The sequence below is a fragment of the Streptomyces sp. NPDC002817 genome (genome assembly GCF_053592055.1).
The window spans coordinates 14,048-39,751 of sequence record NZ_JBSFUY010000045.1; the positions used below are offsets into that span (position 1 = coordinate 14,048).

The following is a 25,704-nucleotide window of genomic DNA, read 5'->3' on the forward strand; positions in this document are numbered from 1 at the left end:
ACCGGGCCCCGCCGACTGCATCGCGCGTCCCGTCGTTCCCTCCTCGATGGCTCCCTGAAGGCTGGAGATGTCATGGAAATTTCACGTCGTGGCGTTCTGATCCTCGGCGCCGCCGGCGCCGGAGGCCTTCCCACGGGCTCGGCCCGGGCCGCCGGGACGGCCGACGGAACGGACGTCTCCACGCGCACCGAGCGCCTGTATCTGTCCGGAGAGGACGCCGACCACCCGGTCGACTGGGACTTCCTGTGCACCAGCGGGCGTCGCAGCGGCAGTTGGGGCAGCATCCCGGTTCCGTCCAACTGGGAGTTCCACGGATACGGCACCTATAACTACGGGTGGAATCTGCGCCCGGAGGAGAAGGGCCGCTACCGGCACACCTTCACGCCCCCCGACCACTGGCGTGACAGACGCGTCTTCCTCGTCTTCGAAGGGGCCATGACCGAGACCGAGGCGTGGATCAACGGCGAGCCGGCCGGGCCCATCCACCGCGGCGGCTTCTACCGGTTCCGGCACGAGGTGACTGGCAAGCTGCGTCCGGGCCGGGACAACCTCCTGGAGGTGACCGTCAGCAAGGAGTCCACCGACGACTCCGTCAACCGAGCCGAACGCCTGGGCGACTACTGGAACTTCGGCGGCATCTACCGCCCCGTCCACCTGGAGGCCTTCCCGCTCCAGCACATCGAGCGCATCGCCGTCCACGCCCGCGCTGACGGCACGCTGCGGATCGACGCCCACCTGTCGGGTACCGGCTCCGCCGACCGTCTCGTCGCCCAGGTCACCGACCTCTCCGGGCGCCCGGTCGGCGCCACAGCCACCGCGGCCGTCGCTCCCGGCGCCACGACGGTGACCCTCAGGACCGATGTCGACTCCCCCCGCCAGTGGACGGCGGAGACCCCGCACCTATACCGCGTCGAGGTCGCGCTTCGCGCCGACGACCGCACCGTCCACCGCGTCGACGAGAGGTTCGGCTTCCGCACCGTCGAGGTGCGCCCCTGCGACGGCGTGTACGTCAACGGCGTCAAAGTCATCCTCAAGGGAGCCAACCGGCACACCATCTGGCCCACGTCCGGCCGGGCGACCAGCGCGCGCATCAGCCGCAAGGACATCCTCCTGATGCAGGAGATGAACATGAACGCGGTCCGGATGTCCCACTACCCGCCGGACACGCACTTCCTCGACCTCGCCGACGAACTCGGGCTGTACGTGCTCGACGAACTGGCCGGCTGGCAGAAGTCGTACGACGAGGCGGCGGGCAGACCCCTCGTCGCCGAGATGGTCACCCGTGACGTCAACCACCCCTCGATCCTGTTCTGGTGCAACGGCAACGAAGGCGGCTGGAACACCGCCCTCGACGACGACTACGCCCGCCACGACCCCCAGCGGCGCACCGTTCTCCACCCCTGGGCGAACTTCGGCGGCATCAACACCGACCACTACGAGAACTACGACAGCACCCGCCGCATCCTCCAGGAACAGGGCGACGTCTTCATGCCCACCGAGTTCCTCCACGGCCTCTACGACGGCGGCGCCGGCGCGGGCCTCGACGACTACTGGAAGCTGATGGGCCGTGAACGGCTCTCCGCCGGAGGCTTCCTCTGGTCACTGATCGACGAGGGCATAGTGCGGGACGACCTCGGCGGCGCCATCGACGTGGCGGGCAACGCCGCACCCGACGGCATCCTCGGCCCCTTCCGCGAGAAGGAGGCCAGCTTCTACACGATCAGGGACATCTGGTCGCCCGTACAACTCTCCGAGCCGGAGCGGTTCGCCTCCGGCCTGCCGGACGACTTCGACGGACGGATCAGCCTCACCAACCACTACGCCTTCACCAACACCCGCACGTGCCGGTTCACTTGGCGACTTCTGGACTTCTGCACCCCCTCGCAGCGACGGGACGGCCACACGGTGCGCGCCCAGGGCACCGCCTCCGCGCCGGACATCGAGCCCGGCGCGCGAGGAGTGCTGCGCCTGCCCCTGCCGTCCGGCCGGCGACGCGCCGACGCCCTGGCGCTCACCGTCACCGATGCCGACGGCCGCGAGATCCGCAGCTGGACTTGGACCATCGCGTCGGCCGCCGACCAGGCTCGACGACTGGTACGGACGGGCCCGGGACCAGGCGTACGCGGCTCCCTCACGGACAACAGGCTCACCCTCGTATCCCGCCACACCACGGTTACGCTCGACGCCACGACGGGCATGCTGGCCGGCGTCACCCACCGGGGGACGGACTTCGCGCTGTCCCGCGGCCCGCTGCCCACCACCGGAACGGCCGACCTCACCCGCCTGACGCGCGGGCCCGACGGCAACGGCTACATGGCGGAGGCCGAGTACTCCGGCGTCCTGCGCCACGTCCGGTGGTGCCTGCATCCCAGCGGCTGGCTGCAGTTGGACTACCGCTACCACCTCGCCGGCGAGCACGACTTCCTCGGCGTCGGCTTCGACCATCCCGAATCGCAGGTGACCGGCGTAACCTGGCTCGGCCACGGACCCCACAGGGTGTGGAAGAACCGGCTGCGCGGGGTCGCGACGGACGTCTGGACGAAGCAGTACAACGACACCGCGACCGGTGCCGACGGCTGGGTGTACCCGGAGTTCAAGGGCTACCACGCGAACGTCCGCTGGGCGTCCCTGCACACCACCGCCGGACGCATCACGGTCGTCTCCGAGGACGAGAACCTCTACCTGCGCCTCTTCACCCCCCGCTTCGGACCCGACCCCCGCCACACCGCGCCGCCCTTCCCGAAGGGCGACCTCTCCTTCCTCGACGCCATCCCGGCGATCGGCACCAAGTTCGACCCGCCGGGCGCCCTCGGCCCCAGCGGCGCCCCCACCACGGCGACAGGCGACTACGGCCGGACGCTGTACTTCTCGTTTTCCCAGTAGCGCGTCTCCCCCATTACCGTCTCGGATCGCGGACAGCATTGAGCCGCCATCCCACACGGCTGCGCGTGGGGCTGATCAGTACCGCGGAGCTCGTCGAGGCGGCACGCACCTGGATGAGCAGCCGTGCCGAGGACGTTCTCGGCAACGTGAACAACCCGGAGTTCCCTGGGCCGATGCCCACGTAGCAGGCCCCAAGCTATCGAAACAGGCAAATCGCACCGGTAGCCCATCGGGCGAGGTCGGCGACGACGTGGCGTGCGAGGAGCGGCGGCGTTTACGGCGGCGGCGCATAGCCCGGCTCCGTGCGGCTGAAATGGGCCGTTCCCGGGCGGGCTGACCAGCAAGACCCACCTCGCGGCCGAACGCTGGTGCTGGCCCCTGTCGTTCGTCCTCACCCCGGGACAGGCCGCCGACGGCCCCCGCTTCGACCCGGTGCTGGAGGGCATCAGGGTGCGTGGCCCGGTCGGCCGCCCGCGCACCCGGCCCGGCGCTGTCGCTGCGGACAAGACATCCCACGCGGATAGGCGTCAAGCCGCCGCCTTGAGGCCCGCTGAGGACTGCGGGAAAGCGATCGCTTCGTCCTAGGCGTGACCGTTCTGGAGGCAGTGGAAGAGCATGCCCATAAGGCGGTTGAAGAGGTTTCGCTGTGCTGCGACGTGACGGTGCCGGCGGCTCGTCGGCGGTCGCAGTGGGTGCACTTGTCCGCGTACAAATGATCGTGGCCCTGGCAAGATTTCCGTGAAGCTCAAGTGTGCCACCGTGCGCCGGTAACGCTCCGTCACGGGTAGCGGCAGTGTCAGCGAGTGTGATGACCTCGTACGGATCATGTCTCCGCACCTGGATGCGGTGCAGGTGGAACGGGTGTGGTCGGCGGGCGGTGTAGTCCGCATCGCGGCCCGCACCCGGGAGTTGATGGTGGTGTGTCCGGACTGCGGTTGCGAGTCGGAACGGGTGCACAGCCGGTATCTCCGCACGTTGGCCGACGTCGCTGTGGGTGGCCGCCCGGTGCTGATCGGACTGTCGGTGCGGCGGTTGTACTGCGACGGCCCCAACTGCACTCGGCGGACATTCGCCGAGCAGGTCAAGGGGCTGACGGCGCGCTACCAGCGACGCAGCCCGCTGCTGCAGCACCTGGTCGAGACGGCTGGTGTGTTGCTCGCCGGCCGCGGCGGCGCCCGGCTCCTGAGCATCCTGAAGGCGCCGCTCTCACGGACGAGCGTGCTGTTCCACTTGATGCGCATGCGGCTGCCGTCGGCCGCGACACCGCGCGTGCTGGGCGTGGACGACTTCGCCCTGTACGCGGACGTCTACGGCACGCTGCTCGTGGATGCCGACACGCGGCTGCCGATCGACTTGTGGGCTGGGCGCGATGCCGGCCAGTTGGCCGCCTGGCTGCGCATGCATCCTGGCGTGGAGGTGGTGTGCCGGGACGGCTCGCTGGTCTACCGGCAGGGCATCACCGACGGAGCCCCCAACGCGGTGCAGGTCAGCGATCGCTTCCAGCTCTGGCAAGGGCTTTCCAAACGGGTCTCGGACATCGCCGCCGCCCATCGCGGCTGCCTGTCCGCCGCAGTGCCTGACGCCGAACCGGCCTCACCACCGTCGGCAGAACAGCCCGAGGCCGCCGATAGCCCCGCCCGGCGCCACGCCAAGCGGCTGTTCGAGACGGTGCACGCGGTCTCCGACTCCGGTCGCTCCCGATGCGATGACCCAGGTTGCGCTTGTCTCCCCAGTCGCTGATGTAGACGGTGGCACCGACCGCTGCTACGACGGCGACGACGATGTTGACGTACATGCACCAGCGCCAGTTGATGTACTCGGTGAGCACACCTCCCAGGAGCAGGCCGACCGCACCGCCTGCCGCGGCGATGGCGCCGAAGATACCGAACGCCTTGGCACGCTCCCTGGCCTCGGTGAACGCCACGGTGAGCAGGGACAGAGCGGCGGGGGCGAGCAAGGCGCCGAAGACGCCCTGGAGGGCGCGGGAGGCGAGCAGCATGCCGAGGTTGACGGCGGCGCCGCCGAGCGCGGAGGCCAGGGCGAAACCGACCAAGCCGATGATGAAGGCCCGCTTGCGGCCCCACAGGTCGCCGATCCGTCCGCCCAGCAGCAGCAGACCGCCGAAGGCGAGGCTGTAGGCGGTGATCACCCACTGCCGGCTGCCGTCGGAGATGTTCAGGTCCGCCTGGGCGTGCGGCAGCGCGATGTTCACGACCGTCGCGTCCAGCACCACCATCAGCTGGGCTATCGCGATGACCGTCAGCGCCTTCCAGCGCCGCGGATCGGGCGTCGGCGCACCGGCAGGATTCTGACTTGCAGACATGGGAACAGCTCGATTTCTGTGACGGATGGAACGAAGGGAAGCGCCGGACACCGGAGAGCGGGACCACACTGTCGGCCGCGCGGGCAGGGCCCTCTTCCACGCTCGTCAAGCGTGCGGGCCGGCGGCGAGATGTGGCAGGCCGGGCTGTGCCCTGGAGCCGCGTTCGGTGCTGTGTCAGGGCACCCCACGCGCCTTCCGCCCAGGTCGCGGCATCCCCACACTTTGAACACATGGATCGTGAGCAGCACAGCGGCGGCACCCGCGGTACGGAGCTGGGGCGTTTTCTGCGCGCCTGCCGTGCCCGGCTGACGCCCGAAGAGGTCGGCCTGGCGGCCGGCGGCGGGCGGCGCCGCACACCTGGACTGCGCCGGGAGGAGCTGGCCACGCTCGCCGGCATCAGCATCGACTACTACGCGCGGCTGGAGCGCGGCACGGAGACCCGGCCCAGCCCGTCCGTGATCGACACCCTCGCACGTGCGCTCAAGCTGGAGGAGGACGAGCGCGCTCACCTGCGCGCTCTCACCGCGCTCGCCGCCCGGTCGACACCCGAGCCGCCAACGGCGCCTAACCCCACCGTGCGGCCCGGCGTCAAGCTGCTGCTGGAAAGCCTGCGCCCCTACCCCGCGCACGTGTTCAGCCGCACCGGCGACGTGCTGGCGTACACCCCGGCCGGGCTGCGGCTGCTTCCCGGCCTGGACGACTGGCCGGCCAAGCAGCGCAACATCGCCCGCTACGTCCTCCTGCACCCCGCCGCCCGAGGCCTGTTCGACGACTGGTCGGGCCAGGTCCGCACCTGCGTCAACGGACTGCGCGCCCTGGCCGGCATGGAGCCGGACGCACCCGCCCTGACGCAACTGGTCGGCGAACTCCCACTCAAGAGCCCCGAGTTCGCGCGCATGTGGGAGCGCTACGACGTCAAGGGCCACTCCTACGGGCGCAAGACCTTCCATCATCCCGAGGTCGGCGACCTGACCTTGGGCTACCAGACCATGCAACTACAGGGCACCCCGGGCCAGTGCATGGTCGTGTACTACGCCGAGGCCGGCACACCCGAACACGACACGCTGACCCTGCTCGACCTGGCCGCCACCGAGTCCGAGCACGACCCGAGACGCTCACCCGACAGCCAAACCATCGAGAACGCGTGACGGGACGAGACCCGCTCCCTGGAAAAGCCGTACGTCACACGCATGCCCACGAACCTCTGACAGCCCGGAACCCGGCCCCCCACACGGACCCTCATGCCCTCTCACGTCACGCTCACAAGCGCGCAGCCGCCGCCTCCACCGATAGGCAGCAGTTCGGAGTCCGGACTCGACCGGCGCGCAGAACTGCGGGAATTCCTCCGATCCCCGGCGGGCCCGCCTCAGACCCGAGGACGTGGGGTTGCCGTCTTCCGGGCGACGCCGGGTGCCGGGCCTGCGCCGCGAGGAGCTCGCACGGCTGGCGGGGGTGTCCTTCGCGTACTACACCCCCCTGGAACAGGGCCATGGGGCAACCATGTCGACCGAGGTGCTGGACGCCGTCGCCCACGCCCTGCGCCTGAGTGAAGACGAGCACGCCCATCTGTTCCACCTTGCCCGGCCGGAACTACACGCGAAACGCCACACCGTGCCGCAGAGACAGAGGCTGCGGCCGGGCGTCCAGCAACTGCTGGACGCGCTCGACGGAGTTCCGGCGTACGTCTGCGGAAGGCGCCTGGACGTCCTGGGCTGGAACAGGCTCGCCACCACCGTGTTCGGTGACTGGTCCCGGCTCCCGCCCCGGGAGCGCAACCTGTCCCGGCTGGCCTTCCTCTGCCCTGCAGCACGCGACCGTTTCACCGACCTGGAAGCCAGGATGCAGGACGTCGTCAGCGTCCTGCGCGTGGACGCCGGCACACACCCGGAGGACACGGAACTGGGCGCCCTGATCGGCGAGTTGACGAAGAAGAGCAACGACTTCCGACGATTGTGGGCCCGGCACGACGTGTGCCTCAGAGGCCACGGCGTCCAGCGGCTACGGCACCCGGTGGTGGGCAAACTCACCCTGTCCTTCGAAGCCATGGGGTTACCCGGCGACACGGACCAGACCCTCGTCGTCCATCACGCCGAGCCCGGCTCGACGTCCGGGAAAGCCCCGTGGCTGCTGACGGGCCTGGCGGCCCTACGCACCGGGTCCGTCTCCTGACAACAGGACACATGGAGCAACAAACCCCGGCCGACGCGCCTCAGATCCCCACCGACCTGCCGAACAAACAGGAGCCACCGTGCAACAGTCCCCCGACCAAAGCGCCCACGACGAAGTCACCACAGCCTTCCACGCCTACCTGCAGGCAACGCTCGACGGCGACACTGACGCCCCGGACGACCTGCTCGCCGACGGCTGCACCCTCACCCACCTCACCGGCTACGTGCAGCCCAAGGACGAGTGGCTGTCTGACACCCTCACGCCGAAGCGCGGTGAGCAGCTTGCCGAACTGCCGCGGGCTCAGCCCGGAAAACGCGGCTATCCAGGAGGGCTCCGACGCCGTGATCACACCAGCCACGCCAAGATCATCTCACTCCCCGAGGTAACCCTTCAGTCGTCGCGCCCCTTCCTCCATGGGAAGCCGTAGTGGTCCAAACGCTTCCGTTCGGCTATGACGAGAAAGCCCGAAAATACGCCCATTGCCAAGCTGTAAAGGGTGACCTGCAGGTTCACCCTCCCAAGAGCCACAGCGCAGAGGCCGCCGAAGAAGAGAGCGCCGACGAGCCCACAGAGTGCCGGATGGCGCAGGAACCGCCCGCGTGGCCGAGTAGGTGGCCGATCACCCCCCAAACTGCGATCAACCGCCCAAAACGCCCGTTTGAATGCCTCCATCACCAGGTCCCCCACATCGCCGACTTTCCCCGCTGCAGCCTGAGTGATCGTAGAGGTCTGGGAGCAGCGCGGATCGAAGAACTTGGCGACGTGGTGGACTTCCACCGCGTCGATCCGCCCACAGGACACGCACCGTCCGGCAAGAAGCCAGGTGACCAGTTCCTTGCGTTTGGTGTTGACCGGGGCCAGCCGTCGGTCGTTGATGACCGTCTTCTTGTCCCGTCGCAGCGGAATTCCGCCGAACCGTCGATGGCGTCCCTTGTCGTGCAACACCGTTGCGTTTAGCCACCGTTGGTGGCGTCAAGGCCACCTTCCTTGATCATTTCGAAGTGAAGGGCGTATGCCTGGGCTTTTCTGGGGTGCTTGCCGGTTGTGAACGTGTACTTGCTGTTGCGCTTGCGGACGCGGGCCTTCAGTCGCCAGCGTCGGCCCTTCGGCAGGAGGCCGGCCAGGGCGACACGGCTGATCGCCCCGACGAGGTCCACCGGACCGGCCGGGGTGATGCCGTTGGCGGCCACGATCTGGTCGGCGGCGGCGTTGAGCAGCACGATCAGGCTGACGCGCTCCGCCGACAGGCCCGGCTGGGCCGTGACCAGGTCGTCCGCGGTCGGCACCAGCGCCTGGTAGACCGTCAGCAGGGCATAGATCTCCTGCTCGAGTCCGGGGACCGTCCGCGAGCGCAGCACCCGTCCGTTGAGGATGGTCGACTTCAACGAGAAGTAGCAGGTCTCCGCTTGCCACCTGCGGTGATACAACGTGATCAGCTCGTGGGCGGGGTAGCTCTCGGCGTCCAGGAGGCTGGTCATCAGCCGCCACAGCTCGGTGCGGCGGGTGCCGTCGGCCACCTCGATGGTCATCCAGGCTTCGATGATCCGTACCTCGAGTCGCCCGTAACCGCGCCCGGCCTGGTATTTCCCGGCGCAGATGGTGGTCAGATAGGAGCCGTCCGGCAGCGGGCGGCGCACCGTCGGGCGCCGCTTACGGGTCGAGCGCAGCAGGAAGGACGCGCCGGTGCCGGTCACTGCCGCCAGGAAGTCGTATGCGTCGTAGTAGGCGTCGGCGAGCAGCACCATCGAGGCGTCCAGGTGGGACAGCAGGCGGCGTGCGTAGTTCAGTTCGCCGGTGGTGTCCGGGCCGAAGGCCGCGCCGAGGAGGGCGCGGGTGCCGCGCTCGACCAGCGCCACCAGGCGCAGCAGGAGGTAGCCGAATTCGAGCACCGGACCGCCGTGTTTGGGGAAGTGCCAGGTCACTGCCTCCTCGTCGGGGATGCTCAAGGTGATGCCGTCCACCGCGACCACCCGCAGACCGCGGTAGAAGGAGCCGGCCTGTGCCCGGGCGGCCACCGGACCGGCCAAGACCTCGAACAGGCGGCGCAGCGGGGCGCTGCCCAGTCGGCGTCGGGCTCGCGACAACGAGGAGACGCACGGCCGCGTCACCGCGATCCCTTGCAGTCCCGTCCCGAGTTTGCCCCACACCGCCTGGTAGGACGAGCTCTCGAAGAAGGCGAGGGCGAACACGAAGTACACCACCACCCGCGCAGGCAGTAACCGCACGCGCCGCTCACGCGAGCCTGTCTCCTCGATGACCGCGTCAACCAGCTGCGGGTCGATGACCTGCGTCAACTCTCCCAGGTGGCCGGGAGCGTACACATCATGAGCTGACGCCACGGGTGGCGGGGTGGCAGAATGCCGCGGCAACGGGACCTCCGGTTACGACGATCTCTGGGCTCGACACCACAGGGATCTACCAGGGGTCCCGTCCTCTCGTTCATGAACTTGACAAGATGCCGGACGGCATAACGCAACGGTGTTGCACATCAAGGGACACGACCTCGTGGCCTGTGCCGCTGTCGCTCACCGACGGCGATCTCGAAGCCGTGTTGCTGGAGGGTGATGCCCTGTCAGAGTTCGCCGAGCAAGCGCCAGACCTGATCCATCACGCTGACGTCGAGGCGGAACCCGTGCAGAATCAGGTTTTTGCCGCCCTGATGCTGTGTGCCCGGATGAACCGTAAGGACGACGACGCTGTCCAGCAAGACGACGTTGCAGGGCATCGCAGTACTCGGCGATCACGACAGCCTCACGTCAGCGCCCGGCCTCCTCGCGCAGCACCGATACCCGATGACTCCAGCGGACGGTCGCTACCACCTCGCGCATGGCGAGCACCCCAGGCGCCGGCGCAGGGTCCGATCTCGGAGCACCTCGTCCTTGGCGTCCTCAAGTCCCGGCGTCAGTGCGGCGATCTCCGCGTCGTCGCCGGGGATCTCCGAGATCTGCAGTGCCTGCTCGACCTCGAACTCGCCCAGATCGGGCGGTAGGCAGCCCACATTCTCCCGGGCGAAGGTCAGGTCTCGGCGAGATGCCGGTCGCCTGCGGCATCGGAAGGGTACTTCACAGTGACAACAATCCTCATACGTCCAGACCACCGCGTTTGACGAGCTGGCTCGCGATGACGTTCCGCTGAATCTCGTTGGTGCCCTCGCCGACGATCATCAACGGAGCGTCGCGGAAGTAGCGTTCGACGTCGAACTCCGTGGAGTAGCCGTAACCGCCGTGGATGCGAACGGCGTTGAGGGCGATCTGCATGGCGGTCTCGGAGGCGAACAGTTTCGCCATCCCGGCCTCCATGTCCACCCGACGTCCGGCGTCCGCCTCCCGGGCCGCGTACAGGGTGAGTTGGCGGGCCGCGGTCAACGAAGTGGCCATGTCCGCGAGGTAGTTGCCGATCGACTGGTGCCTCCAGATCGGCTTGCCGAACGACTCCCGCTGCTGGGCGTAGGCGAGGGCGTCCTCGAACGCCGCCCGGCCGACCCCGAGCGCGCGGGCGGCGACCTGGAGGCGTCCGGTCTCCAAGCCCTTCATCATCTGTGCGAAGCCCTTGCCCTCCACACCGCCGAGTACGGCGTTGGCCGGGGCCCGGTAGTCCTCGAAGGACAGCTCACAGCTCTCCACTCCCTTGTAGCCGAGCTTGGGCAGGTCACGTGAGACGGTCAGCCCAGGACCGTGCTCCACGAGCAGGATCGAGATGCCGTTGTGGGCCGGCGTGGCGTCCGGGTCGGTCTTGCACAGCAGGGCGATCAGGCCGGATCGGCGGGAGTTGGTGATCCAGGTCTTCGCCCCGTTGACCACGTATCCGCGATCGCCGTCCTTGCGGGCGACCGTGCGCATGGCCTGCAGGTCGGAGCCGCCGCCCGGCTCGGTGAGGGCCATGGTCGCGCGGATCTCGCCGGTGGCCATCTTCGGCAGGTACCGACGCTTCTGCTCCTCCGTGCCGAAGTGCAGCAGCAGCTTGGCGACCACGGTGTGGCCGCCCATCGCGCCGGCCAGGCTCATCCAGCCGCGCGCCAGTTCCTCGGTGATCAGGACATAGCACGGGGTGGAGACGGGGATGCCGCCGTACGCCTCGGGGACGGCGAGGCCGAAGACGCCGAGCCGCTTCATGTGCTCGATCAGACCCTCGGGGTAGGTGTTCGTGTGCTCCAGTTCCCGGACGACCGGCTTCACCTCCTTGTCGACGAAGTCGCGCACCGTACTGACGATGAACTGCTCGTCCTCGGACAGGATGTCGAGGGTGGTCATGGGGCGGGGCTCCTTGCTGAACTGGCGGGTGGCGAAGGGCGGTTCAGATGACGCGTTCGGCCCTCAGGCTGTCGATGTCGGCCGTGCCGTACCCCAGCTCGGCCAGGACCGTCTCGGTGTGTTCGCCTGCCGCGGGGACGGGATCCATACGCGGCGCGAGGCCCGCCAGGTCCGTCGGCGGCAGCAACGCCGGCACCGTGGCTCCGCCGGGAATCCGTACGTCCCGCCAGCGGTCCCGGCCGCCGAGGACCGGGTGCTCCAGGAACTCCGTCACGTCGTTCACCCCGGCGTTGGCGATGCCCGCCGCGTCCAGCAGCTTCATCGCCTCGTCGCCGTCCAGCTCAGCGAACCGCTCGGCCACGATCGCGTTCAGCTCCTCGCGGTGGGCGACGCGGGCGGAGCCGGTGGCGAAGCGTGCATCGGCGGCGAGCCCTGGCAGGCCGAGGAACCGGCCGCACAGTGCAGCCCATTCGCGCTCGTTCTGGACGGAGAACAGCACCGCCTTGCCGTCGGCGGCGGTGTAGGTGCCGTACGGGGCGATGGTGGCGTGCTGGGTGCCGAGGCGCGGGGGCTGGGTGCCGCCGAAGCGGGTGTAGTAGGAGGGCTGGTTCAGCCACTCGGCCAGTGCCTCGAACAGCGAGACCTCCACGGCACGGGTGACGCCGGTGGTGGCGCGGGTGAGCAGCGCGGTGAGGATGCCGGAGTAGGCGTACATGCCTGCGGCGATGTCTGCGATCGAGACGCCGACACGGGCCGGGCCGTGCTCGTTGCCGGTGAGCGAGACCAGGCCGGTCTGGCACTGCACCAGCAGGTCGTACGCCTTGCGGTCGGCCCACGGGCCGCTGGAGCCGTAGCCCGAGATGGAACACGGGATGAGAGAGGGAAATCGTTCGGCGAGCGCATCAGCGCCCAGGCCCATGCGTGCGGCTGCGCCGGGGGCAAGGTTCTGCACGAACACGTCCGCGTCTGTGAGGAGTTGCTCCAGGACGGCTCTTCCCGCGTCCGACTTCAGGTCGAGCGTGACGGACTCCTTGGACCGGTTGAGCCAAACGAAGTAGCTGGACTCGCCGTGCACGGTGGTGTCGTAGCGGCGGGCGAAGTCGCCTCCACCCGGCCGCTCCACCTTGATGACCCGGGCACCGAGGTCGGCCAGCTGGCGGGTGGCGAAGGGGGCGGCGACCGCCTGTTCGAGGCTGACGACGGTCAGGCCGGCCAGCGGCAGCGCTTCGGCGGGCTCGGTCATGGGTGGCCTCCAGGGGGATACGGGTCCCGAACCGGGGCTACCATCATGAATGCTCATGGTGATGTCAGTGAAATGCCATTGTGTGATACCCCCATGCACACACCGGATGGCTGCGGAAGGAAGGCCCCTCTTGGACGTCAAGCAGCTCAAGGCGATCGTCACGGTCGCCGAGGTGGGCAGCGTCACGCGTGCCGCGGCGCTGCTGCATCTGGTGCAGCCCGCGGTGACCCGGCAGATCCGCACCCTGGAACAGGAACTCGGCGTCGACCTCTTCGAGCGGACCGGGACGGGCATGCGCCCCACCGAGGCGGGCTCGATCATGGTCGACCGTGCCCGGCGGGCCCTGAACGAGCTGGAGCGGGCCCGCGCCGAGGTGCAACCGGCCCCGGGCGAGGTGTCCGGCATTGTCACCGTCGGCCTGCTGGAGAGCACCAGCGATCTGCTTTCCGAGCCGTTGGTGACCGCTGTCGCCCGCAGCCATCCCGGCGTCGAGCTTCGACTGATGACCGCCTACTCGGGTCACCTCCAGCAGTGGCTCGACGACGGCGACCTTGATCTGACCCTGCTCTACAACCTGGACAGCACGCCCTCACTCAACGCCCACCCGCTGGTGCGCGAGCGTCTGTGGGCGGTCGCTCCGCCGTCGGCCGGCCTGCGTGCCGACCGTCCGGTGCCGTTCGCTCAGGCGGCGGGGCATCGGCTCGTCATGCCCGCCTCGGGGCATGCGCTGCGCCGGCTGATCGACGCGGCGGCGGTGCGCGCCGACTCCGCCCTGGACGTCGTCGTGCAGACCAACTCCATGCGGGTGCAGAAACAGCTCGTCCGTGCGGGGCACGGCTGGACGGTGCTGCCCGGCGTGGGCATCGCCGAGGACGTCGCACAGGGCACCCTGAGCGCCGCGCCGCTGTGCGAGCCCGACGTGTGGCGGTCGATCGTCCTCGGCACTCCGCGGTCCGGGCGCACCCCGCCCGCCGTGGAGGTCGTCGCGCGTGAGCTGGTCCGCAGGATCAACTCGGCGGTGTCCCTGGGCAGATGGCCGTCCGCCCGGATCCAGGGCACCGACGCCGCCGAGGACGAGTGACGCGCCGCACCCCGAGAACACCGTCGAAGGAACCTCCATGAACGACACCGGCCCCCGGTCGACCGCCATCGCCCGTGCCCAGGACGGCATCGCGCTGTCCTACCAGCTCCAGGGCGACGGATATCCGCTCGTCCTGCTGGCCGGGCAGGCGAACAACCACCACTGGTGGGACGCCGTACGCGGGGACTTCCACGCCACGCACTCCACCCTCACCCTCGACCAGCGCGGCACCGGCGACAGCGACAAGCCCCAAGGCCCGTACTCCACACAGCAGTTCGCCGAGGATGTCATCGCCGTCCTCGATCACGCGGGCGTCGGGCGGGCCGACGTCTACGGCACCTCCATGGGTGGCCGCGTGGCCCAGTGGGTGGCCGCCCGCCACCCGGACCGTGTGCGGCGGCTCGTCCTGGGCTGCACCTCGCCCGGTGGTCCGCACGCCGTCGAGCGCGACAGGTCCGTACGACGGGCCCTGGCCCAGCCGGACCCGGAGGCCGCCCGGCAGGCGCTGACCGACCTGATGTACTCCCCCGCCTGGCGCGCCACCCACCCCGGCCCTTACACCACCCTTGGCGATCCCGGCATGCCCCCGCACGCCCGCCACGGCCATCTGGTCGCCAGCAACGGCCACGACGCCTGGGAGGCCCTTGCCCTCATCGCCGCGCCCACCTTGATCCTGCACGGCGACCAGGACCGGCTCACTCCGCCGGACAACCTCCCTCTGCTGGCCGCCCGCATACCCGATGCCCGGACGCATCTGATCCCTGGCGCCCGCCACGCCTACTTCGAGGAGTGCCGCACGCAGGCCGGTCCGCTCGTCGTGGCGTTCCTCGGCGAAGGCGAACGGTCGTAGCCGAACCACGGGCCCATCGCGGCCCGCGGCTCCCGCTATGCGAGCAAGGCATGCGGATATCACACATTTCTATTGTCTAACCTCATCCATCAGCACTCATGATGTGTGGCACCTTGAGCCGACCGATCAGCGGAGTCGCTACGGATGAGCCAGACACATGCCCCGGCACCCTCCTGGCAGGAGGACGTGTTCACCGCGCTGAAGAAGCACGGAGTCCAGCAGATCGCCTATGTGCCCGACTCCGGTCACTCCCACACCATCCGTGAGGCCCGACGCGATCCGGCCATCCACGACGTGGTGCTGACCACCGAGGAGGAGGGCGTCGCCGTGGTCAGCGGGGCGTGGCTGGGCGGTCAGCGGGCGGTGCTGCTGATGCAGAGCAGCGGCGTCGGCAACTGCGTCAACATGTTCTCCCTGCCGCAGATGGCCCGGTTCCCCTTCCTCACGCTGGTGACGATGCGCGGCGAGTACGCCGAGTTCAACCCGTGGCAGAGCCCCATGGGCCGCACCACCCAGCAGGCCCTGGAACTCATGGGCATCACCGCCCTGCGGGCCGACGAACCCGAGGACGTAGCGGAGACCGTCGAGGCCGCCCTCGACTCGGTGTTCGAGGCCGGCGAGCGCGTCGCCGTGCTCCTCGGACAGAAACTGATCGGCCGCAAGAAGTGGGAGCGCAACTGATGACCTCCGCTCTCCCCCGCCTCGACCGGCGCCGCTTCGTCGCCGACCTGATCGGCCGCCTCCCCGAGGACGCCCTGATCGTCACCGGCCTCGGCTCGCCCAGCTACGACGTGTTCGCCGCCGGCGACCGCCCCGGCACGTTCTACCTCTGGGGCGCGATGGGCGCCGCCGCCCCGCTCGCCCTCGGCCTCGCCCTGGCCCGGCCGGACCGCCCGGTCGTCGCCATCACCGGCGACGGAGAACACCTCATGGGCATCGGCACCCTGGCCACCATCGGGGCCGTACTCCCGCCCAACCTGACGGTCGTGGTGCTGGACAACGCCCACTTCGGCGAGACCGGTATGCAGCCCAGTCACACCGGGCTCGGCACCGACCTCTTGGCCGTCGCCCAGGGCTTCGGCATCCGCGATGTCGTGCGGATCACCGACGCCGACCGGACGGAGGACCTCGCCCTGCGGATCAAGGCGCGCGCGGCGACGACGTACGCACAGGTGCTGATCACCACCGACGAGCCGCCGCGCGCCCTGCCGCCCCGCGACGGCGTCGCCAACAAGAACTCCTTCCGCGCCGCACTCGGTCTGAGCACCTTCTAGCCGACAGGACTCTCCATGCAGCGCTACGAGATGTTCATCGACGGGGAGAACCGGAAGCCCGGCGCGGGCGAATGGTTCCCCACCGACAACCCCTACCTGGGCACTTCATGGGCCGAGATCGCCAAGGGCACCGCGGAAGACGTCGACGACGCCGTCCGAGCCGCCCACCGCGCCCTGCACAGCGGACCCTGGGCCGAACTCACCGCAAGCGCCCGCGGCGCGCTGCTCCGACGGCTCGGCGACACCATCGCCACGCACACCCGCCGCCTCGCGGAGACCGAAGTCCGCGACAACGGGAAGCTGTTCACGGAGATGTACGGCCAACTGACCTACCTCCCCCAGTGGTTCCACTACTACGGCGGGCTCGCCGACAAGATCGAGGGCACCGTCCCCCCGTTGGACAAGAAGGGCTACTTCGCCTACACGAAGAAGGAGCCCGTCGGGGTCGTCGCGGTCATCACTCCCTGGAACTCCCCGCTGTTGCTGCTCGCCTGGAAGATCGCCCCGGCCCTGGCCGCCGGCTGCACAGTGGTGGTCAAACCGTCGGAGTTCACCTCCGCCTCCACCCTCGAACTGGTCCAGCTCCTCCACGAGGCAGGACTGCCGCCCGGCGTGGTCAACGTCGTCACCGGCTTCGGCCAGGACGTCGGCGCCGCCCTCGTCGAGCACCCCCTCGTCCGCAAGATCACGTTCACCGGCTCGGACACCACCGGCCGCCGCATCAACCAGGCCGCCGCACGCGACTTCAAGCGCGTCAGCCTCGAACTCGGCGGCAAGTCACCCAACATCGTCTTCGCCGACGCCGACCTGGACGCCGCCGTCAACGGCGCCATCTCCGGCATCTTCGCCGCCACCGGACAGACCTGCATCGCCGGATCCCGGCTCCTGGTGCAGCAGGACGTGCACGACGAGGTCGTGGGCCGCCTGGTCGACCTCGCGCGCACCGCCCGGACGGGCGACCCCATGGACGAGGCCACCCAGGTCGGACCCATCACCACCCCGGCCCAGTACGCCAAGATCCTCGACTACATCGACATCGCGCAGCGCGAAGGCGCCCGGCTTGCCCTCGGCGGCAAGGCCGCGGACCACGGAGGCCGGTTCGTCGAGCCGACCGTCTTCACCGGCGTACGCAACAGCATGCGCATCGCCCAGGAGGAGATCTTCGGTCCCGTCCTCGCCGTGATCCCCTTCCACGACGAGGACGAGGCCGTCACCCTCGCCAACGACAGCCGCTACGGCCTCGGCGCCGGCGTCTGGACCAGCGACATCGGCCGCGCCTTCCGCATGGCCGACCGCATCCGCTCCGGCACCGTCTGGGTCAACACCTACCGCGCGGTCAGCTACCTGACGCCCTTCGGCGGCTTCAAGGACTCCGGCATCGGCCGCGAGAACGGCATCGGCGCCATCGCGGCGTACCTGGAGGACAAGAGCGTCTGGATCAACACCGGCGCGGCCACCAGCAATCCGTTCGTCCTGCGCTGAAAGACCCCACAAAGACATCTCCCCGGCGACACGAGCAACGGAGCTTCCCATGTCGCAGTCCAGCACCCCTGCCCCCGCACCGACCCGGGTCACCGCCAACGTCGTACGCGGCTGCTTGGGCAACCTCGTCGAGTGGTACGACTGGTTCATCTACGCCACCTTCAGCATCTACTTCGCGTCCGTGTTCTTCCCCAAGGGCAACCAGACGGCCCAACTCCTGTCCACAGCGGTCGTCTTCGCCGTCGGCTTTCTGATACGTCCGCTCGGCGGCTGGCTGCTCGGCGCATACGCCGACCGGCACGGCCGCCGCCAGGCACTGACCCTGTCGGTCACGCTCATGAGCATCGGCTCGCTGACCATCGCGTTCACCCCCTCCCACGACGCCATCGGCCTCTGGGCACCAGCCCTCCTGGTGCTGGCGAGGCTCGCCCAAGGACTCTCCGTCGGCGGCGAGTTCGGCTCCAGCGCCTCCTACCTCGCCGAGATCGCCCCGCCCGGCCGACGCGGCTTCTACTCCAGCTTCCAGTACGTGTCCATCGTGCTCGGCCAGCTCGCCGCGCTGCTCGTGATGATCGTGCTTCAGAACCTGCTGACCGAGGACCAGTTGCAGAGCTGGGGCTGGCGCATCCCCTTCGTGATCGGCGCCGTCTCCGGCCTGGTCGTGATGTACCTGCGCCGCACCATGGAGGAGTCGCAGCACTTCCAGGAGGAACAGGCGAAAGCCGCCGCGCAGGAGGCGGACGTCAAGGAGCGCAAGGGGTTGCGGGCTCTGTTCGCCGAGTACCCGCGCCAGCTGATCGCCGTGTTCGGGCTGGCCATCGGCGGCACCGTCGCCTTCTACACCTACACCACCTACCTGCAGAAGTACCTGGTGAACACGGCGGGCATCCCCAAGTCGACGGTCTCCGTCATCGGCTTCGCCGCCCTGTTCGTGTTCATGCTGCTCCAGCCTGTGGCCGGCCATCTGTCCGACCGCGTAGGTAGACGCCCGGTGATGCTCGTCTTCTGCGTCGGCGGCATGCTGCTCACCGTCCCGATCATGACCGTCCTCGGCCACACCGACAGTCCGTGGATCGCCTTCCTGCTGATGACGATCGCCCTCACCTTCGTCAGCTGCTACTCGGCCCTGGCCGCCATCATCAAGGCGGAGATGTTCCCCACCAAGGTCCGGGCCCTGGGCGTCGGCCTCCCGCACGCCCTGGTCGCCGCCACCTTCGGCGGGATGACCGAACCCATCGCCCTGGGCCTCAAGAACAGCGGCCACGAGACGGTCTTCTTCTGGTACGTCACCGGATGCATCGCGCTGACCTTCCTGGCCACCCTCCTCGTACCCGAGCCGTCCCGCACCTCGCTTCTGGAAACCGCCGAGACCCCCGCCTCCCGTCCCCGGCCGAAGACGGCACCGCTCGCCTGACCACAGCCCAGCCGCATGCCAGACCTCAAGGACAGAAGGACGATGCAGCCCACCCCACCCCCGCTCAGCACCTACGTGGAGTCGTGGACTCCGGGGCCGGTCGAGGAGGAGGACCCGCTGGACGCCGGCCCGGCGGCGACCCTGTCGGCGGTCCTGAGCCTCCCCGGCCCCGGCCCGAGGGCCGACGGGCTGCTCCCCCCGCTGTGGCAGTGGCTCTATTTCCTGAACTGGCCCGCCGGACGGGAACTCGGCACCGACGGCCACCCCTCGAACGGCCACTTCCTGCCGCCCCTTCCCCATCGGCAGCGCATGTGGGCGGGCGGCCGCTGCGAGATCACCGAGCCGCTCCGCCTCGGCGTACCCGCCGAACGTGTCAGCTCTCTCGCTTCCGTGACCGCCAAGCGGGGGCGCACCGGGGAGATGTTGTTCGTCACCGAGCGCCGCGAGTTCCGCCAGCGCGGGCGGACCTGCCTCGTGGAGGAGCAGGACATCGTCTACCGCTCCGGACGCAGCACCGGACAACACCCTTCCAGCGTCGACGAGTTGATTGGCCCTCACGGGGACGAGCCGTGGCAGCTCCCCCTGCACCCTGACCCTGCCCTGCTCTTCCGCTTCAGCGCCCTGACCGCGAACGCCCACCGCATCCACTACGACGCCCTGTACTGCCGGGGTGAGGAGGGCTACCCCGGACTCGTCGTCCACGGCCCTCTGCTGGCCCTGCTGATGCTGGAACTCGCCCGCCGTCACGCCCCCGACCGCCAGGTGCGCTCCTTGTCGTACCGGCTGCATCGGCCCGTGTTCGCCGGCGAACACCTCCTGGCCTGCGGCACGCCTCACGGCGACCGCGCCGAACTGCGCGTCGCTACCCACCGGGAGAAACGGCACGCCGAGGCGGAGGTGACCTTCGCATGATCCCGGTCCTCTCCGCCCGCAGCCTCCTCTTCGTGCCGGGACACCGGCCCGACCGCTTCGACAAGGCCGCCTCCTCCGGCGCCGACGTGGTGATCATCGACCTGGAGGACGCGGTCGCCGCCGAGGACAAGGACCGCGCCCGCGCCAACGCCGCAGCCTGGCTCGCCCTCGGCAACCGCGCGACCGTACGGATCAACGCGCCCGGGACCCCCTGGTCCGAGACCGACCTGCGCGTGGCGGCCGACCACGGCTGCCCGGTCATGGTGCCCAAGGCGGAGGACTCCGCCGTACTGGCCGACCTGGCCGCCCGGACTGCCGGCCGATGTGACCTCATCCCACTCGTCGAGACCGCGCTCGGCGTGGAACGGGCGCGCGAGGTGTGCGCCGCACCGGGCGTCACCCGTGCCGCCTTCGGCAACGTCGACCTGGCTGCCCAACTCGGCATCGCCCACGACGACCACACGGCGCTTGCCCACGCCCGCTCCAGACTGGTCGTCGCCTCGGCCGCGGCAGGCATCTCCCCACCCGTCGACGGCGTCACCACCGCCGTGCGGGACATGGACACGCTCTCCGCCGACATCGCCCACGCCCGACGGCTGGGCTTCACCGGCAAACTCTGCATCCACCCCCACCAACTCCCGCGAGTGGCCGAGGGGTTCACGCCCTCGGCCGAGGCAGTGCGGTGGGCGCGCGCGGTCCTAGACGCCGGAAACTCGGTCACCACGGTCGACGGGCAGATGGTCGACAAGCCGGTGCTGGAACGCGCACGCCGCGTCCTGGCACAGGCCCACGGACCGCACCCCGCAACCTGACAGGGCTGGTGCTCGGAACGCGGGCGCGACGAATTACGACGCACGTGCCGGGCCGCGGCGGCGGAGTCGGTGTGTTTCACGTGTGCTTGCGCCGCCTCTCTCGTGAGGCTGACTGCGGCCAGGTGGCCGGGACCGCACACTGCCCCTCGCGACGGGCGTGGCCCAAGGACGGGTTCCAGGCCCGTCTTCGGAAGCCCGTCCTGAGGATCGGCGAGGAAGTTCCAGCTGTTCGGAGCCCCGTACACCTCGTATCTGACTCTTGCCTTCCCGGCCGCCGTGCTCGTGCTCATCGGACCCGACTATCCGGTCGGCACCTCTACGACGTTCTCCCTGCTGCTTGTCATTCCCGCACTCGTCGGTGGGTGGTTTCTCTGCCTGACCGCATCGCCCTGATAGCGAGTCAGAGGAGGGGCACGACAGCCGGGTCGCGCCCGTCGGCCTACCCGCCCCATCGGCGGGATTCGATTCCTCCGGTACGACCTGATTCCCTCGGTTCGCCGCCGCGGTGAGACCAATCACGGCGTTGGGCAGTTGTGTGCCTCGACCAGGGCGGACAACCGCCCTTCCCCGTTCCGATCCCAATCGGCAGCGAGCAGGGACTCGGCGAGGCCCGGGGCTGGTCGTCCCGTCGTCGAAGCCACGGACCGAACCGCAAACGCCCCAGCGCCGAAAGTGCCGCCACCCCATGTCCGTACGGGCGCGGAACAACACGTCTGTGCACAGGCTCTCGGGACGACGCAAGAGCTGTCCGACGCCGAAGCGACGGCCGAGCCAGTCATGAGTACCCTTTCCGGCCGTCCGTCGTCACCGAGGCCCACTCGGAAACCCGCTGGCAGGCCACGCTCTGCTCGGTGCCCGACTCCGGACTTCCGGGCTGTTCACGAGGCGGAGGCAGCCGAGCCGGTCCCTTTGTCCCGAGGCTCCCGTCCGACAGGACGAACCCGTCGACGGTGAGGTCGACGGGGCCATCACGGTTCGTGCGCGGTCGGTCCGGTGGCGGCTGGACGTCGCCGCCGGCACGGCCGACATCGCCTCGGGGCACCGAGCCGTCAGGCGCCGGCGTCCGCACGTGAGACGAGGTCCGCGATACGGGCCCACATCTGCGGCGGGTTGGAGTACATCGGGAAATGGGCGCAGTGTTCGATCTCGGCGAGCTCGACGCCGCCTTCGGCCAGGGCGGGGAGGTAGGACAGCGTGCTGTTCTGCTCCCCGTACATGAACATCTTCGGCGTGGGGAGCCCGAGGAACCGGTCGAGCAGCTTGCCGTGATCGGAGAGGTCGACCATGGACTCGAAGATCGCCCTGACCGCTGCGGCCCGGACCTTGTGGGGAAGGCTCGACGCGTACAGGGCGCCACCGTAGAAGCGTGAGCCGCCGACGCGTTCGGCGAACCGGGCCAGGAACTCGTCGGGACCGTCCTGGGAGTGAGTGACGATCTGCCGGCTCAGGAAGCAGTCCTCGGGGGCGAGGTTGCCCTCGATGTTGGTGAAGCTCGCGACCCTGCCGGGATCCCCGTCGGCGAGCAGGAGTGCGGTCAGGCCACCCATCGAGTGCCCGACGACGTGGAAGCGGTCGATCTGCCGAGCCTCCAGAACCCGTTCGGCGACGGAGACGAGGAAGGGGATGGAGACGGCGCCCAGGTCCGCACAGGCGCTGTCGCCGCAGCCTGGCGCGTCGTAGATCAGTACGGGCCGGTCGGCCAGCGCGGTCTGATGGACGACGTCCGCGTAGTCCTCCTTCGTCGATCCGAAGCCGTGCAGGAAGACCAGGGGCGTGCCGGTCCCACCGCGGTGGAGGCCGGACACCTTGACGCGGGTCGCGCCGACAGTAAGAGGGAACGTGAAGCGTTCAAGTTTCCTCACCGGGCTCATCGGACCTCCTCCAGCTGTTGCGCGGCCGTCTCTCGCACCGTGGTTCCGAAGGCGGTCCGCAGTCGCTCGATCGCGGTGATCAGCGTGTCGTCGTCGACAGCGAAGCACACGCGGATGCGTCGAGGCGCGTTGAACGCCTCGCCGGGTACGACTGCGAGATGGACCGTGTCGAGGAGCCACGCGGCGAGGTCGGCGCTGCTGGTCCAGCCGCGGTCGCGGAGCAGTCCGCTGACGTCGGGGAAGGCGAACATGCCGCCGTCGGGTAGCGGGCAGGAGATGCCGTCGATCCCGTTCAGCGCCTCCACCAGCAGAGCGCGCCGGCGCCGGTAGTCGCGTGCGGCCTCGACGGGGGTGCCAGTGTCGCCCAGAGCGGCAAGGGCGGCCCGCTGGTTGACCGTAGGGACATGGGTGATGGTGCGGGACACGTGCCGTCGCGCCGAGGCGATGACCTCCGGCGGCGCTGCGAGCCAGCCGACGCGCCAGCCGGTCATGGCATGTTCCTTGGACACCCCGCCCACGACGACGGTACGGCCGCGCAGTTGCGGAGCCACCCGCAGGATCGACCGGTAGGTCCCGGTGTAGTCGAACGCCCGGTAGATGTCGTCGCTGATGACCCAGATGCCGTGCTCCTGCGCCCAGTCGGCGATCTGCCGCAGCCGGGACTCGGGATGGACGGCGCCGGTGGGGTTGCCCGGGCTGGACAGAATCAATGCCCGGGTGCGCGGGCCACGGCAGCGGTCGAGTGCGTCGACCGAGAGCCGGAACGCCTCGTCGGTGGCGACCGGGACGGCGAGACCGCCTGCGGCGGTGACGACTTCGGCGTGTCCGGGCCAGCCGGGCGCGGCGACCAGGACCTCGCCACCGGCGTCGATCAGGGTCTGGGTGGCGACGAAGAGGGCGTGCTTCGCGCCGAGGGCGATCTGGACGTCGTCCGCGCTCCAGGGGAGCCGGGTGTCACCGGCGACGGTGGTGGCGACGAGCGCGCGCAGGGCCGGGTCGCCCTGGGCGGTCCCGTAGTGGTGGGTGGCGGGGTCGCGGGCCGCGGCCATGGCTGCTTCCACCACCGCGGCACTGCTGGCGGCCTGGGGCTCACCGGCGGCGAGTGTGATGACGTCCGCGCCCCTGGCCCGCAGCGCTTCGGCTTGGGCGGCCACAGCGAAGATCGGGTTGTCCGTCATGGGTGTCGTCACCGCCCGGCAGCTTCGAAGTTGTTGTACAGGTCAAGGGTGCTGCGGCCTTCCCGCAGCTGCTTCATCAGCTCGTTCTCGTGGGCCACGCGCGCGTCGGCCCGGTCGAGGATCCGCTCGGTGTCGGACGCCGGAAGCGCCGCGACTCCGTCGACGTCGCCGACGACGAGGTCGCCGGTGTGGACCATGACGCCACCGACCTTGACGGGGCGCCCGAGAACGCCGCGGAAATCCTTGCGGGTGCCGAGGATGGAGTTGTTGCGGGAGAAGACCGGGAAGCCGAGCGCCTCGGTCTCCGCCGCGTCGCGGACGCCGCCGTCGATGAGGAGGCCCGCGATCCCGCGGTGCTGGGCGGCCACCGTGAGAATCTCGCCCCAGTGGCCGAAGCGGGCGCCGCCGAGGTCGGCCACGAGGACCGACCCGGATGGGGCCTGCAGTACGGCGTGGTGCAGGGCGAGGTTGTCGCCGCCGGCGCCCTGCACGGTGAACGCCGGGCCGCACAGGCGGGCACCGGCCCACAGCGACCGGATCTGGGGGGACAGGGCCACGGGCAGCCCGGACGCCTCGGACAGCGTCGCGCTGGAGTGACCGCGGGCGAGGTCGTGCTTGCTCACGAGGGGTCCTTCCGGGTCTGGTCGTTCGGGGTCTGGAGCGAGTGGTAGCCGTGTCGCGCACGCGCCTCGGCGAGCGTGGCACCGCCGCGGACGGCCTCGACGATGGCGTCTTCGACGCGGTCGATACGGCGGGCGATGTCGGCGACCTCGTCCCAGCGAGCGGCCGGGACGACCACGGCTCCGTCGTCGTCGGCCACAAGGATGTCGCCGGGACGGATGAGGACGCCGTCGACGGTGACGGCCGTCTGCACCGCGGCCACCCGCACGCGGTCCTTACCGGTGCGCATGAACCGGGAGAACGACCAGATCGGGTACCCAACATCGGTCGCGACGGCGACATCTCGGCAGGTGCCGTGGATGACGGTGCCCGCGATGCCGCGCGCGTGGGCAGTCTGGCTCATGATGCCGCCCCACACCGTGCAGTCGGTGCGGCCGGCGTTGTCGATGAGGATCACCGCGCCGACGGGGACGTCGTCCAGGAAGTCGCCCACCGTGCCGCCGGCCTCGTCGACCGGTTCGTAGGTGACGGTGAAGACCGGTCCGACCGTCCTCTGGCCCTGGCGCAGCGCGCCGATGCCGTGCAGGGATCCCGGGAGCCCGAGCGAGTCGAGAGCGTCGGAGACCGACGCGGTGGACAGGTCGGTGGCGAGGTTCGATGGGGCGGTGGGGTCACTCATCGGACCGACTCCGTCTCTCCGGCGAGGCGGGCGTCGCGCATGGCCTGGGAGAGGGGCGCGCCTGCGCGCACCTCGTCAGCGATGGCGCGCTCCCGGGCGACAATCGCGGTGGCGATCTCGGCCACTTCCTCGGCCCGGTCCCGGGGGACGACGACGAGACCGGTCTCGTCGGCGAGGACGACGTCGCCCTGCTCGACCGTGAGCCCGGCGACGCTGACCGGCTCGCCGGTGGAGCGCTGCTGCAGCCTGCCCCGCGCCGTGGCCGGGATCGATCCTCGCGAGAACACGGGGAACTCCAGTGCGCGGGCCTCCGCTACGTCGCGGCACACACCGTCGGCGACGACGCCGCGCGCACCCCGAAGGGAAGCGCCCAGGCTCAGGATTCCGCCCCAGCACGACACGTCGGTGCGCCCCTGGTTGTCGACGACGATCACGCTGTACTCGTCCGCGCTCTCGACGGCGGTGGTGGCGATGTGGGAGCCGGCCGGCCCTTCGGTACACGGTTCGAGCCCCACAGTGACGGCGAACCCCACCACTGCTGCGGGGCCCCACACCGGACGGATGCCGCCGACTCCGGAGGGGAGCCCGAGCTGGTCGAGCGCGTCGCTGACCGCGGCGGAGTCGAGCGCCGCGAAGCGGTCCAGGAGAGATGAGTTGCTCAT

The 25,704-nt window shown here is 69.7% G+C and carries 23 protein-coding genes and 3 pseudogenes; 13 read left to right on the forward strand and 13 right to left on the reverse strand.

Annotated features, from left to right (window positions below):
• Positions 1-72: 72 nt before the first annotated feature.
• The 3 genes and pseudogenes from ACWD3I_RS44230 to ACWD3I_RS44240 all read left to right on the forward strand — a co-directional run.
• Positions 73-2,883, forward strand: a complete 2,811-nt coding sequence (locus ACWD3I_RS44230) for a glycoside hydrolase family 2 TIM barrel-domain containing protein (RefSeq protein WP_365404173.1) — start codon at positions 73-75, stop codon at positions 2,881-2,883.
• A 262-nt stretch (positions 2,884-3,145) separates the two neighbouring features.
• Positions 3,146-3,429: pseudogene (locus ACWD3I_RS44235) on the forward strand (IS5/IS1182 family transposase); the annotation flags it as partial.
• Between the two features lie 279 nt (positions 3,430-3,708).
• Positions 3,709-4,434, forward strand: a pseudogene (locus tag ACWD3I_RS44240) (ISL3 family transposase); the annotation flags it as partial.
• Here the strand turns inward: ACWD3I_RS44240 and ACWD3I_RS44245 are convergent.
• Positions 4,370-5,206: an MFS transporter gene (locus ACWD3I_RS44245; RefSeq protein WP_365404170.1), complete on the reverse strand. Its 837-nt coding sequence runs from the start codon at positions 5,204-5,206 to the stop codon at positions 4,370-4,372. The pseudogene ACWD3I_RS44240 and the gene ACWD3I_RS44245 overlap by 65 nt on opposite strands.
• Before the next feature lie 230 nt (positions 5,207-5,436).
• Here ACWD3I_RS44245 and ACWD3I_RS44250 point away from each other — a divergent pair, with 230 nt between their 5' ends.
• Together ACWD3I_RS44250 and ACWD3I_RS44255 are read left to right on the forward strand one after the other, a co-directional pair.
• The gene (locus ACWD3I_RS44250; protein ID WP_365404167.1) at positions 5,437-6,354 is read left to right on the forward strand and encodes a helix-turn-helix transcriptional regulator; all 918 of its coding nucleotides are present in this window, start codon (positions 5,437-5,439) and stop codon (positions 6,352-6,354) included.
• A 238-nt stretch (positions 6,355-6,592) separates the two neighbouring features.
• On the forward strand, positions 6,593-7,375 hold the full coding sequence (locus tag ACWD3I_RS44255; RefSeq protein ID WP_365404164.1) for a helix-turn-helix domain-containing protein: 783 nt from the start codon (positions 6,593-6,595) through the stop codon (positions 7,373-7,375).
• Positions 7,376-7,628: 253 nt separating this feature from the next.
• On the opposite strand, the pseudogene ACWD3I_RS44260 reads toward ACWD3I_RS44255, so the two are convergent.
• The 7 genes and pseudogenes from ACWD3I_RS44260 to ACWD3I_RS44290 all read right to left on the reverse strand — a co-directional run.
• Positions 7,629-7,733 (reverse strand): annotated as a pseudogene (locus tag ACWD3I_RS44260) (IS5/IS1182 family transposase); the annotation flags it as partial.
• A 32-nt stretch (positions 7,734-7,765) separates the two neighbouring features.
• The gene (locus ACWD3I_RS44265; protein ID WP_365404161.1) at positions 7,766-8,320 is read right to left on the reverse strand and encodes a hypothetical protein; all 555 of its coding nucleotides are present in this window, start codon (positions 8,318-8,320) and stop codon (positions 7,766-7,768) included.
• Positions 8,321-8,328: 8 nt separating this feature from the next.
• A complete protein-coding gene (locus tag ACWD3I_RS44270; RefSeq protein WP_365404158.1) occupies positions 8,329-9,714 on the reverse strand; it encodes an IS4 family transposase in 1,386 nt (461 codons plus the stop codon).
• Positions 9,715-9,947: 233 nt separating this feature from the next.
• On the reverse strand, positions 9,948-10,100 hold the full coding sequence (locus ACWD3I_RS44275) for a hypothetical protein (RefSeq protein WP_365404155.1): 153 nt from the start codon (positions 10,098-10,100) through the stop codon (positions 9,948-9,950).
• Between the two features lie 87 nt (positions 10,101-10,187).
• On the reverse strand, positions 10,188-10,373 hold the full coding sequence (locus ACWD3I_RS44280) for a hypothetical protein (RefSeq protein ID WP_451084367.1): 186 nt from the start codon (positions 10,371-10,373) through the stop codon (positions 10,188-10,190).
• A gap of 82 nt (positions 10,374-10,455) precedes the next feature.
• Positions 10,456-11,625 (reverse strand): acyl-CoA dehydrogenase family protein, encoded by a 1,170-nt coding sequence (locus ACWD3I_RS44285; RefSeq protein ID WP_365404152.1) that lies wholly within the window; start codon positions 11,623-11,625, stop codon positions 10,456-10,458.
• A gap of 43 nt (positions 11,626-11,668) precedes the next feature.
• The gene (locus ACWD3I_RS44290; protein WP_365404149.1) at positions 11,669-12,868 is read right to left on the reverse strand and encodes a CaiB/BaiF CoA transferase family protein; all 1,200 of its coding nucleotides are present in this window, start codon (positions 12,866-12,868) and stop codon (positions 11,669-11,671) included.
• A gap of 130 nt (positions 12,869-12,998) precedes the next feature.
• Between ACWD3I_RS44290 and ACWD3I_RS44295 the strand changes: the two genes are divergently transcribed.
• The 8 genes from ACWD3I_RS44295 to ACWD3I_RS44330 all read left to right on the forward strand — a co-directional run bounded on the left by ACWD3I_RS44295 (position 12,999) and on the right by ACWD3I_RS44330 (position 20,693).
• Positions 12,999-13,949, forward strand: coding sequence for a LysR family transcriptional regulator (locus ACWD3I_RS44295; protein ID WP_365404146.1), 951 nt, complete (start codon positions 12,999-13,001; stop codon positions 13,947-13,949).
• Positions 13,950-13,986: 37 nt separating this feature from the next.
• A complete protein-coding gene (locus tag ACWD3I_RS44300) occupies positions 13,987-14,799 on the forward strand; it encodes an alpha/beta fold hydrolase (protein WP_365404143.1) in 813 nt (270 codons plus the stop codon).
• Positions 14,800-14,943: 144 nt separating this feature from the next.
• On the forward strand, positions 14,944-15,480 hold the full coding sequence (locus ACWD3I_RS44305) for a phosphonopyruvate decarboxylase (RefSeq protein ID WP_365404140.1): 537 nt from the start codon (positions 14,944-14,946) through the stop codon (positions 15,478-15,480).
• Positions 15,480-16,073, forward strand: a complete 594-nt coding sequence (locus ACWD3I_RS44310; protein ID WP_365404137.1) for a thiamine pyrophosphate-dependent enzyme — start codon at positions 15,480-15,482, stop codon at positions 16,071-16,073. Before ACWD3I_RS44305 ends, ACWD3I_RS44310 begins: the two co-directional genes overlap by 1 nt.
• Positions 16,074-16,088: 15 nt before the next feature.
• The gene (locus tag ACWD3I_RS44315; protein WP_365404134.1) at positions 16,089-17,555 is read left to right on the forward strand and encodes an aldehyde dehydrogenase; all 1,467 of its coding nucleotides are present in this window, start codon (positions 16,089-16,091) and stop codon (positions 17,553-17,555) included.
• A gap of 49 nt (positions 17,556-17,604) precedes the next feature.
• Positions 17,605-18,969 (forward strand): MFS transporter, encoded by a 1,365-nt coding sequence (locus ACWD3I_RS44320; protein ID WP_365404131.1) that lies wholly within the window; start codon positions 17,605-17,607, stop codon positions 18,967-18,969.
• Between the two features lie 42 nt (positions 18,970-19,011).
• Complete coding sequence (locus tag ACWD3I_RS44325; RefSeq protein ID WP_365404128.1) at positions 19,012-19,881, forward strand: hypothetical protein; 870 nt, start codon at positions 19,012-19,014, stop codon at positions 19,879-19,881.
• A complete protein-coding gene (locus tag ACWD3I_RS44330; RefSeq protein WP_365404125.1) occupies positions 19,878-20,693 on the forward strand; it encodes an HpcH/HpaI aldolase/citrate lyase family protein in 816 nt (271 codons plus the stop codon). Before ACWD3I_RS44325 ends, ACWD3I_RS44330 begins: the two co-directional genes overlap by 4 nt.
• Before the next feature lie 1,049 nt (positions 20,694-21,742).
• Here the strand turns inward: ACWD3I_RS44330 and ACWD3I_RS44335 are convergent.
• From ACWD3I_RS44335 to ACWD3I_RS44355, 5 genes are read right to left on the reverse strand one after another with little or no spacing between them, the layout of a single operon-like run.
• A complete protein-coding gene (locus tag ACWD3I_RS44335; protein WP_365404122.1) occupies positions 21,743-22,564 on the reverse strand; it encodes an alpha/beta fold hydrolase in 822 nt (273 codons plus the stop codon).
• Entirely contained in the window at positions 22,561-23,742 is a 1,182-nt protein-coding gene (locus tag ACWD3I_RS44340; RefSeq protein WP_365404119.1) for an aminotransferase class I/II-fold pyridoxal phosphate-dependent enzyme, read from the reverse strand. The genes ACWD3I_RS44335 and ACWD3I_RS44340 overlap by 4 nt, the downstream gene beginning before the upstream one ends.
• 8 nt (positions 23,743-23,750) lie before the next feature.
• On the reverse strand, positions 23,751-24,365 hold the full coding sequence (locus ACWD3I_RS44345) for an RraA family protein (RefSeq protein WP_365404116.1): 615 nt from the start codon (positions 24,363-24,365) through the stop codon (positions 23,751-23,753).
• The gene (locus ACWD3I_RS44350; RefSeq protein WP_365404113.1) at positions 24,362-25,042 is read right to left on the reverse strand and encodes an RraA family protein; all 681 of its coding nucleotides are present in this window, start codon (positions 25,040-25,042) and stop codon (positions 24,362-24,364) included. Before ACWD3I_RS44350 ends, ACWD3I_RS44345 begins: the two co-directional genes overlap by 4 nt.
• Positions 25,039-25,704 carry an RraA family protein gene (locus ACWD3I_RS44355; RefSeq protein WP_365404110.1) on the reverse strand — a complete coding sequence of 222 codons (666 nt, stop codon included), beginning with the start codon at positions 25,702-25,704 and terminating at the stop codon, positions 25,039-25,041. Before ACWD3I_RS44355 ends, ACWD3I_RS44350 begins: the two co-directional genes overlap by 4 nt.

Bases quoted from the DNA above. Each gene is read 5' to 3' on its own strand.
- ACWD3I_RS44335 (WP_365404122.1), bottom strand. From the start codon at position 22,564: ATGAGCCCGGTGAGGAAACTTGAACGCTTCACGTTCCCTCTTACTGTC.
- ACWD3I_RS44330 (WP_365404125.1), top strand. From the start codon at position 19,878: ATGATCCCGGTCCTCTCCGCCCGCAGCCTCCTCTTCGTGCCGGGACAC.
- ACWD3I_RS44275 (WP_365404155.1), bottom strand. From the start codon at position 10,100: ATGCCCTGCAACGTCGTCTTGCTGGACAGCGTCGTCGTCCTTACGGTT.
- ACWD3I_RS44245 (WP_365404170.1), bottom strand. From the start codon at position 5,206: ATGTCTGCAAGTCAGAATCCTGCCGGTGCGCCGACGCCCGATCCGCGG.
- ACWD3I_RS44300 (WP_365404143.1), top strand. From the start codon at position 13,987: ATGAACGACACCGGCCCCCGGTCGACCGCCATCGCCCGTGCCCAGGAC.
- ACWD3I_RS44315 (WP_365404134.1), top strand. From the start codon at position 16,089: ATGCAGCGCTACGAGATGTTCATCGACGGGGAGAACCGGAAGCCCGGC.
- ACWD3I_RS44350 (WP_365404113.1), bottom strand. From the start codon at position 25,042: ATGAGTGACCCCACCGCCCCATCGAACCTCGCCACCGACCTGTCCACC.
- ACWD3I_RS44355 (WP_365404110.1), bottom strand. From the start codon at position 25,704: ATGAGCAACTCATCTCTCCTGGACCGCTTCGCGGCGCTCGACTCCGCC.
- ACWD3I_RS44250 (WP_365404167.1), top strand. From the start codon at position 5,437: ATGGATCGTGAGCAGCACAGCGGCGGCACCCGCGGTACGGAGCTGGGG.
- ACWD3I_RS44290 (WP_365404149.1), bottom strand. From the start codon at position 12,868: ATGACCGAGCCCGCCGAAGCGCTGCCGCTGGCCGGCCTGACCGTCGTC.
- ACWD3I_RS44310 (WP_365404137.1), top strand. From the start codon at position 15,480: ATGACCTCCGCTCTCCCCCGCCTCGACCGGCGCCGCTTCGTCGCCGAC.
- ACWD3I_RS44230 (WP_365404173.1), top strand. From the start codon at position 73: ATGGAAATTTCACGTCGTGGCGTTCTGATCCTCGGCGCCGCCGGCGCC.
- ACWD3I_RS44305 (WP_365404140.1), top strand. From the start codon at position 14,944: ATGAGCCAGACACATGCCCCGGCACCCTCCTGGCAGGAGGACGTGTTC.
- ACWD3I_RS44340 (WP_365404119.1), bottom strand. From the start codon at position 23,742: ATGACGGACAACCCGATCTTCGCTGTGGCCGCCCAAGCCGAAGCGCTG.
- ACWD3I_RS44325 (WP_365404128.1), top strand. From the start codon at position 19,012: ATGCAGCCCACCCCACCCCCGCTCAGCACCTACGTGGAGTCGTGGACT.
- ACWD3I_RS44320 (WP_365404131.1), top strand. From the start codon at position 17,605: ATGTCGCAGTCCAGCACCCCTGCCCCCGCACCGACCCGGGTCACCGCC.
- ACWD3I_RS44285 (WP_365404152.1), bottom strand. From the start codon at position 11,625: ATGACCACCCTCGACATCCTGTCCGAGGACGAGCAGTTCATCGTCAGT.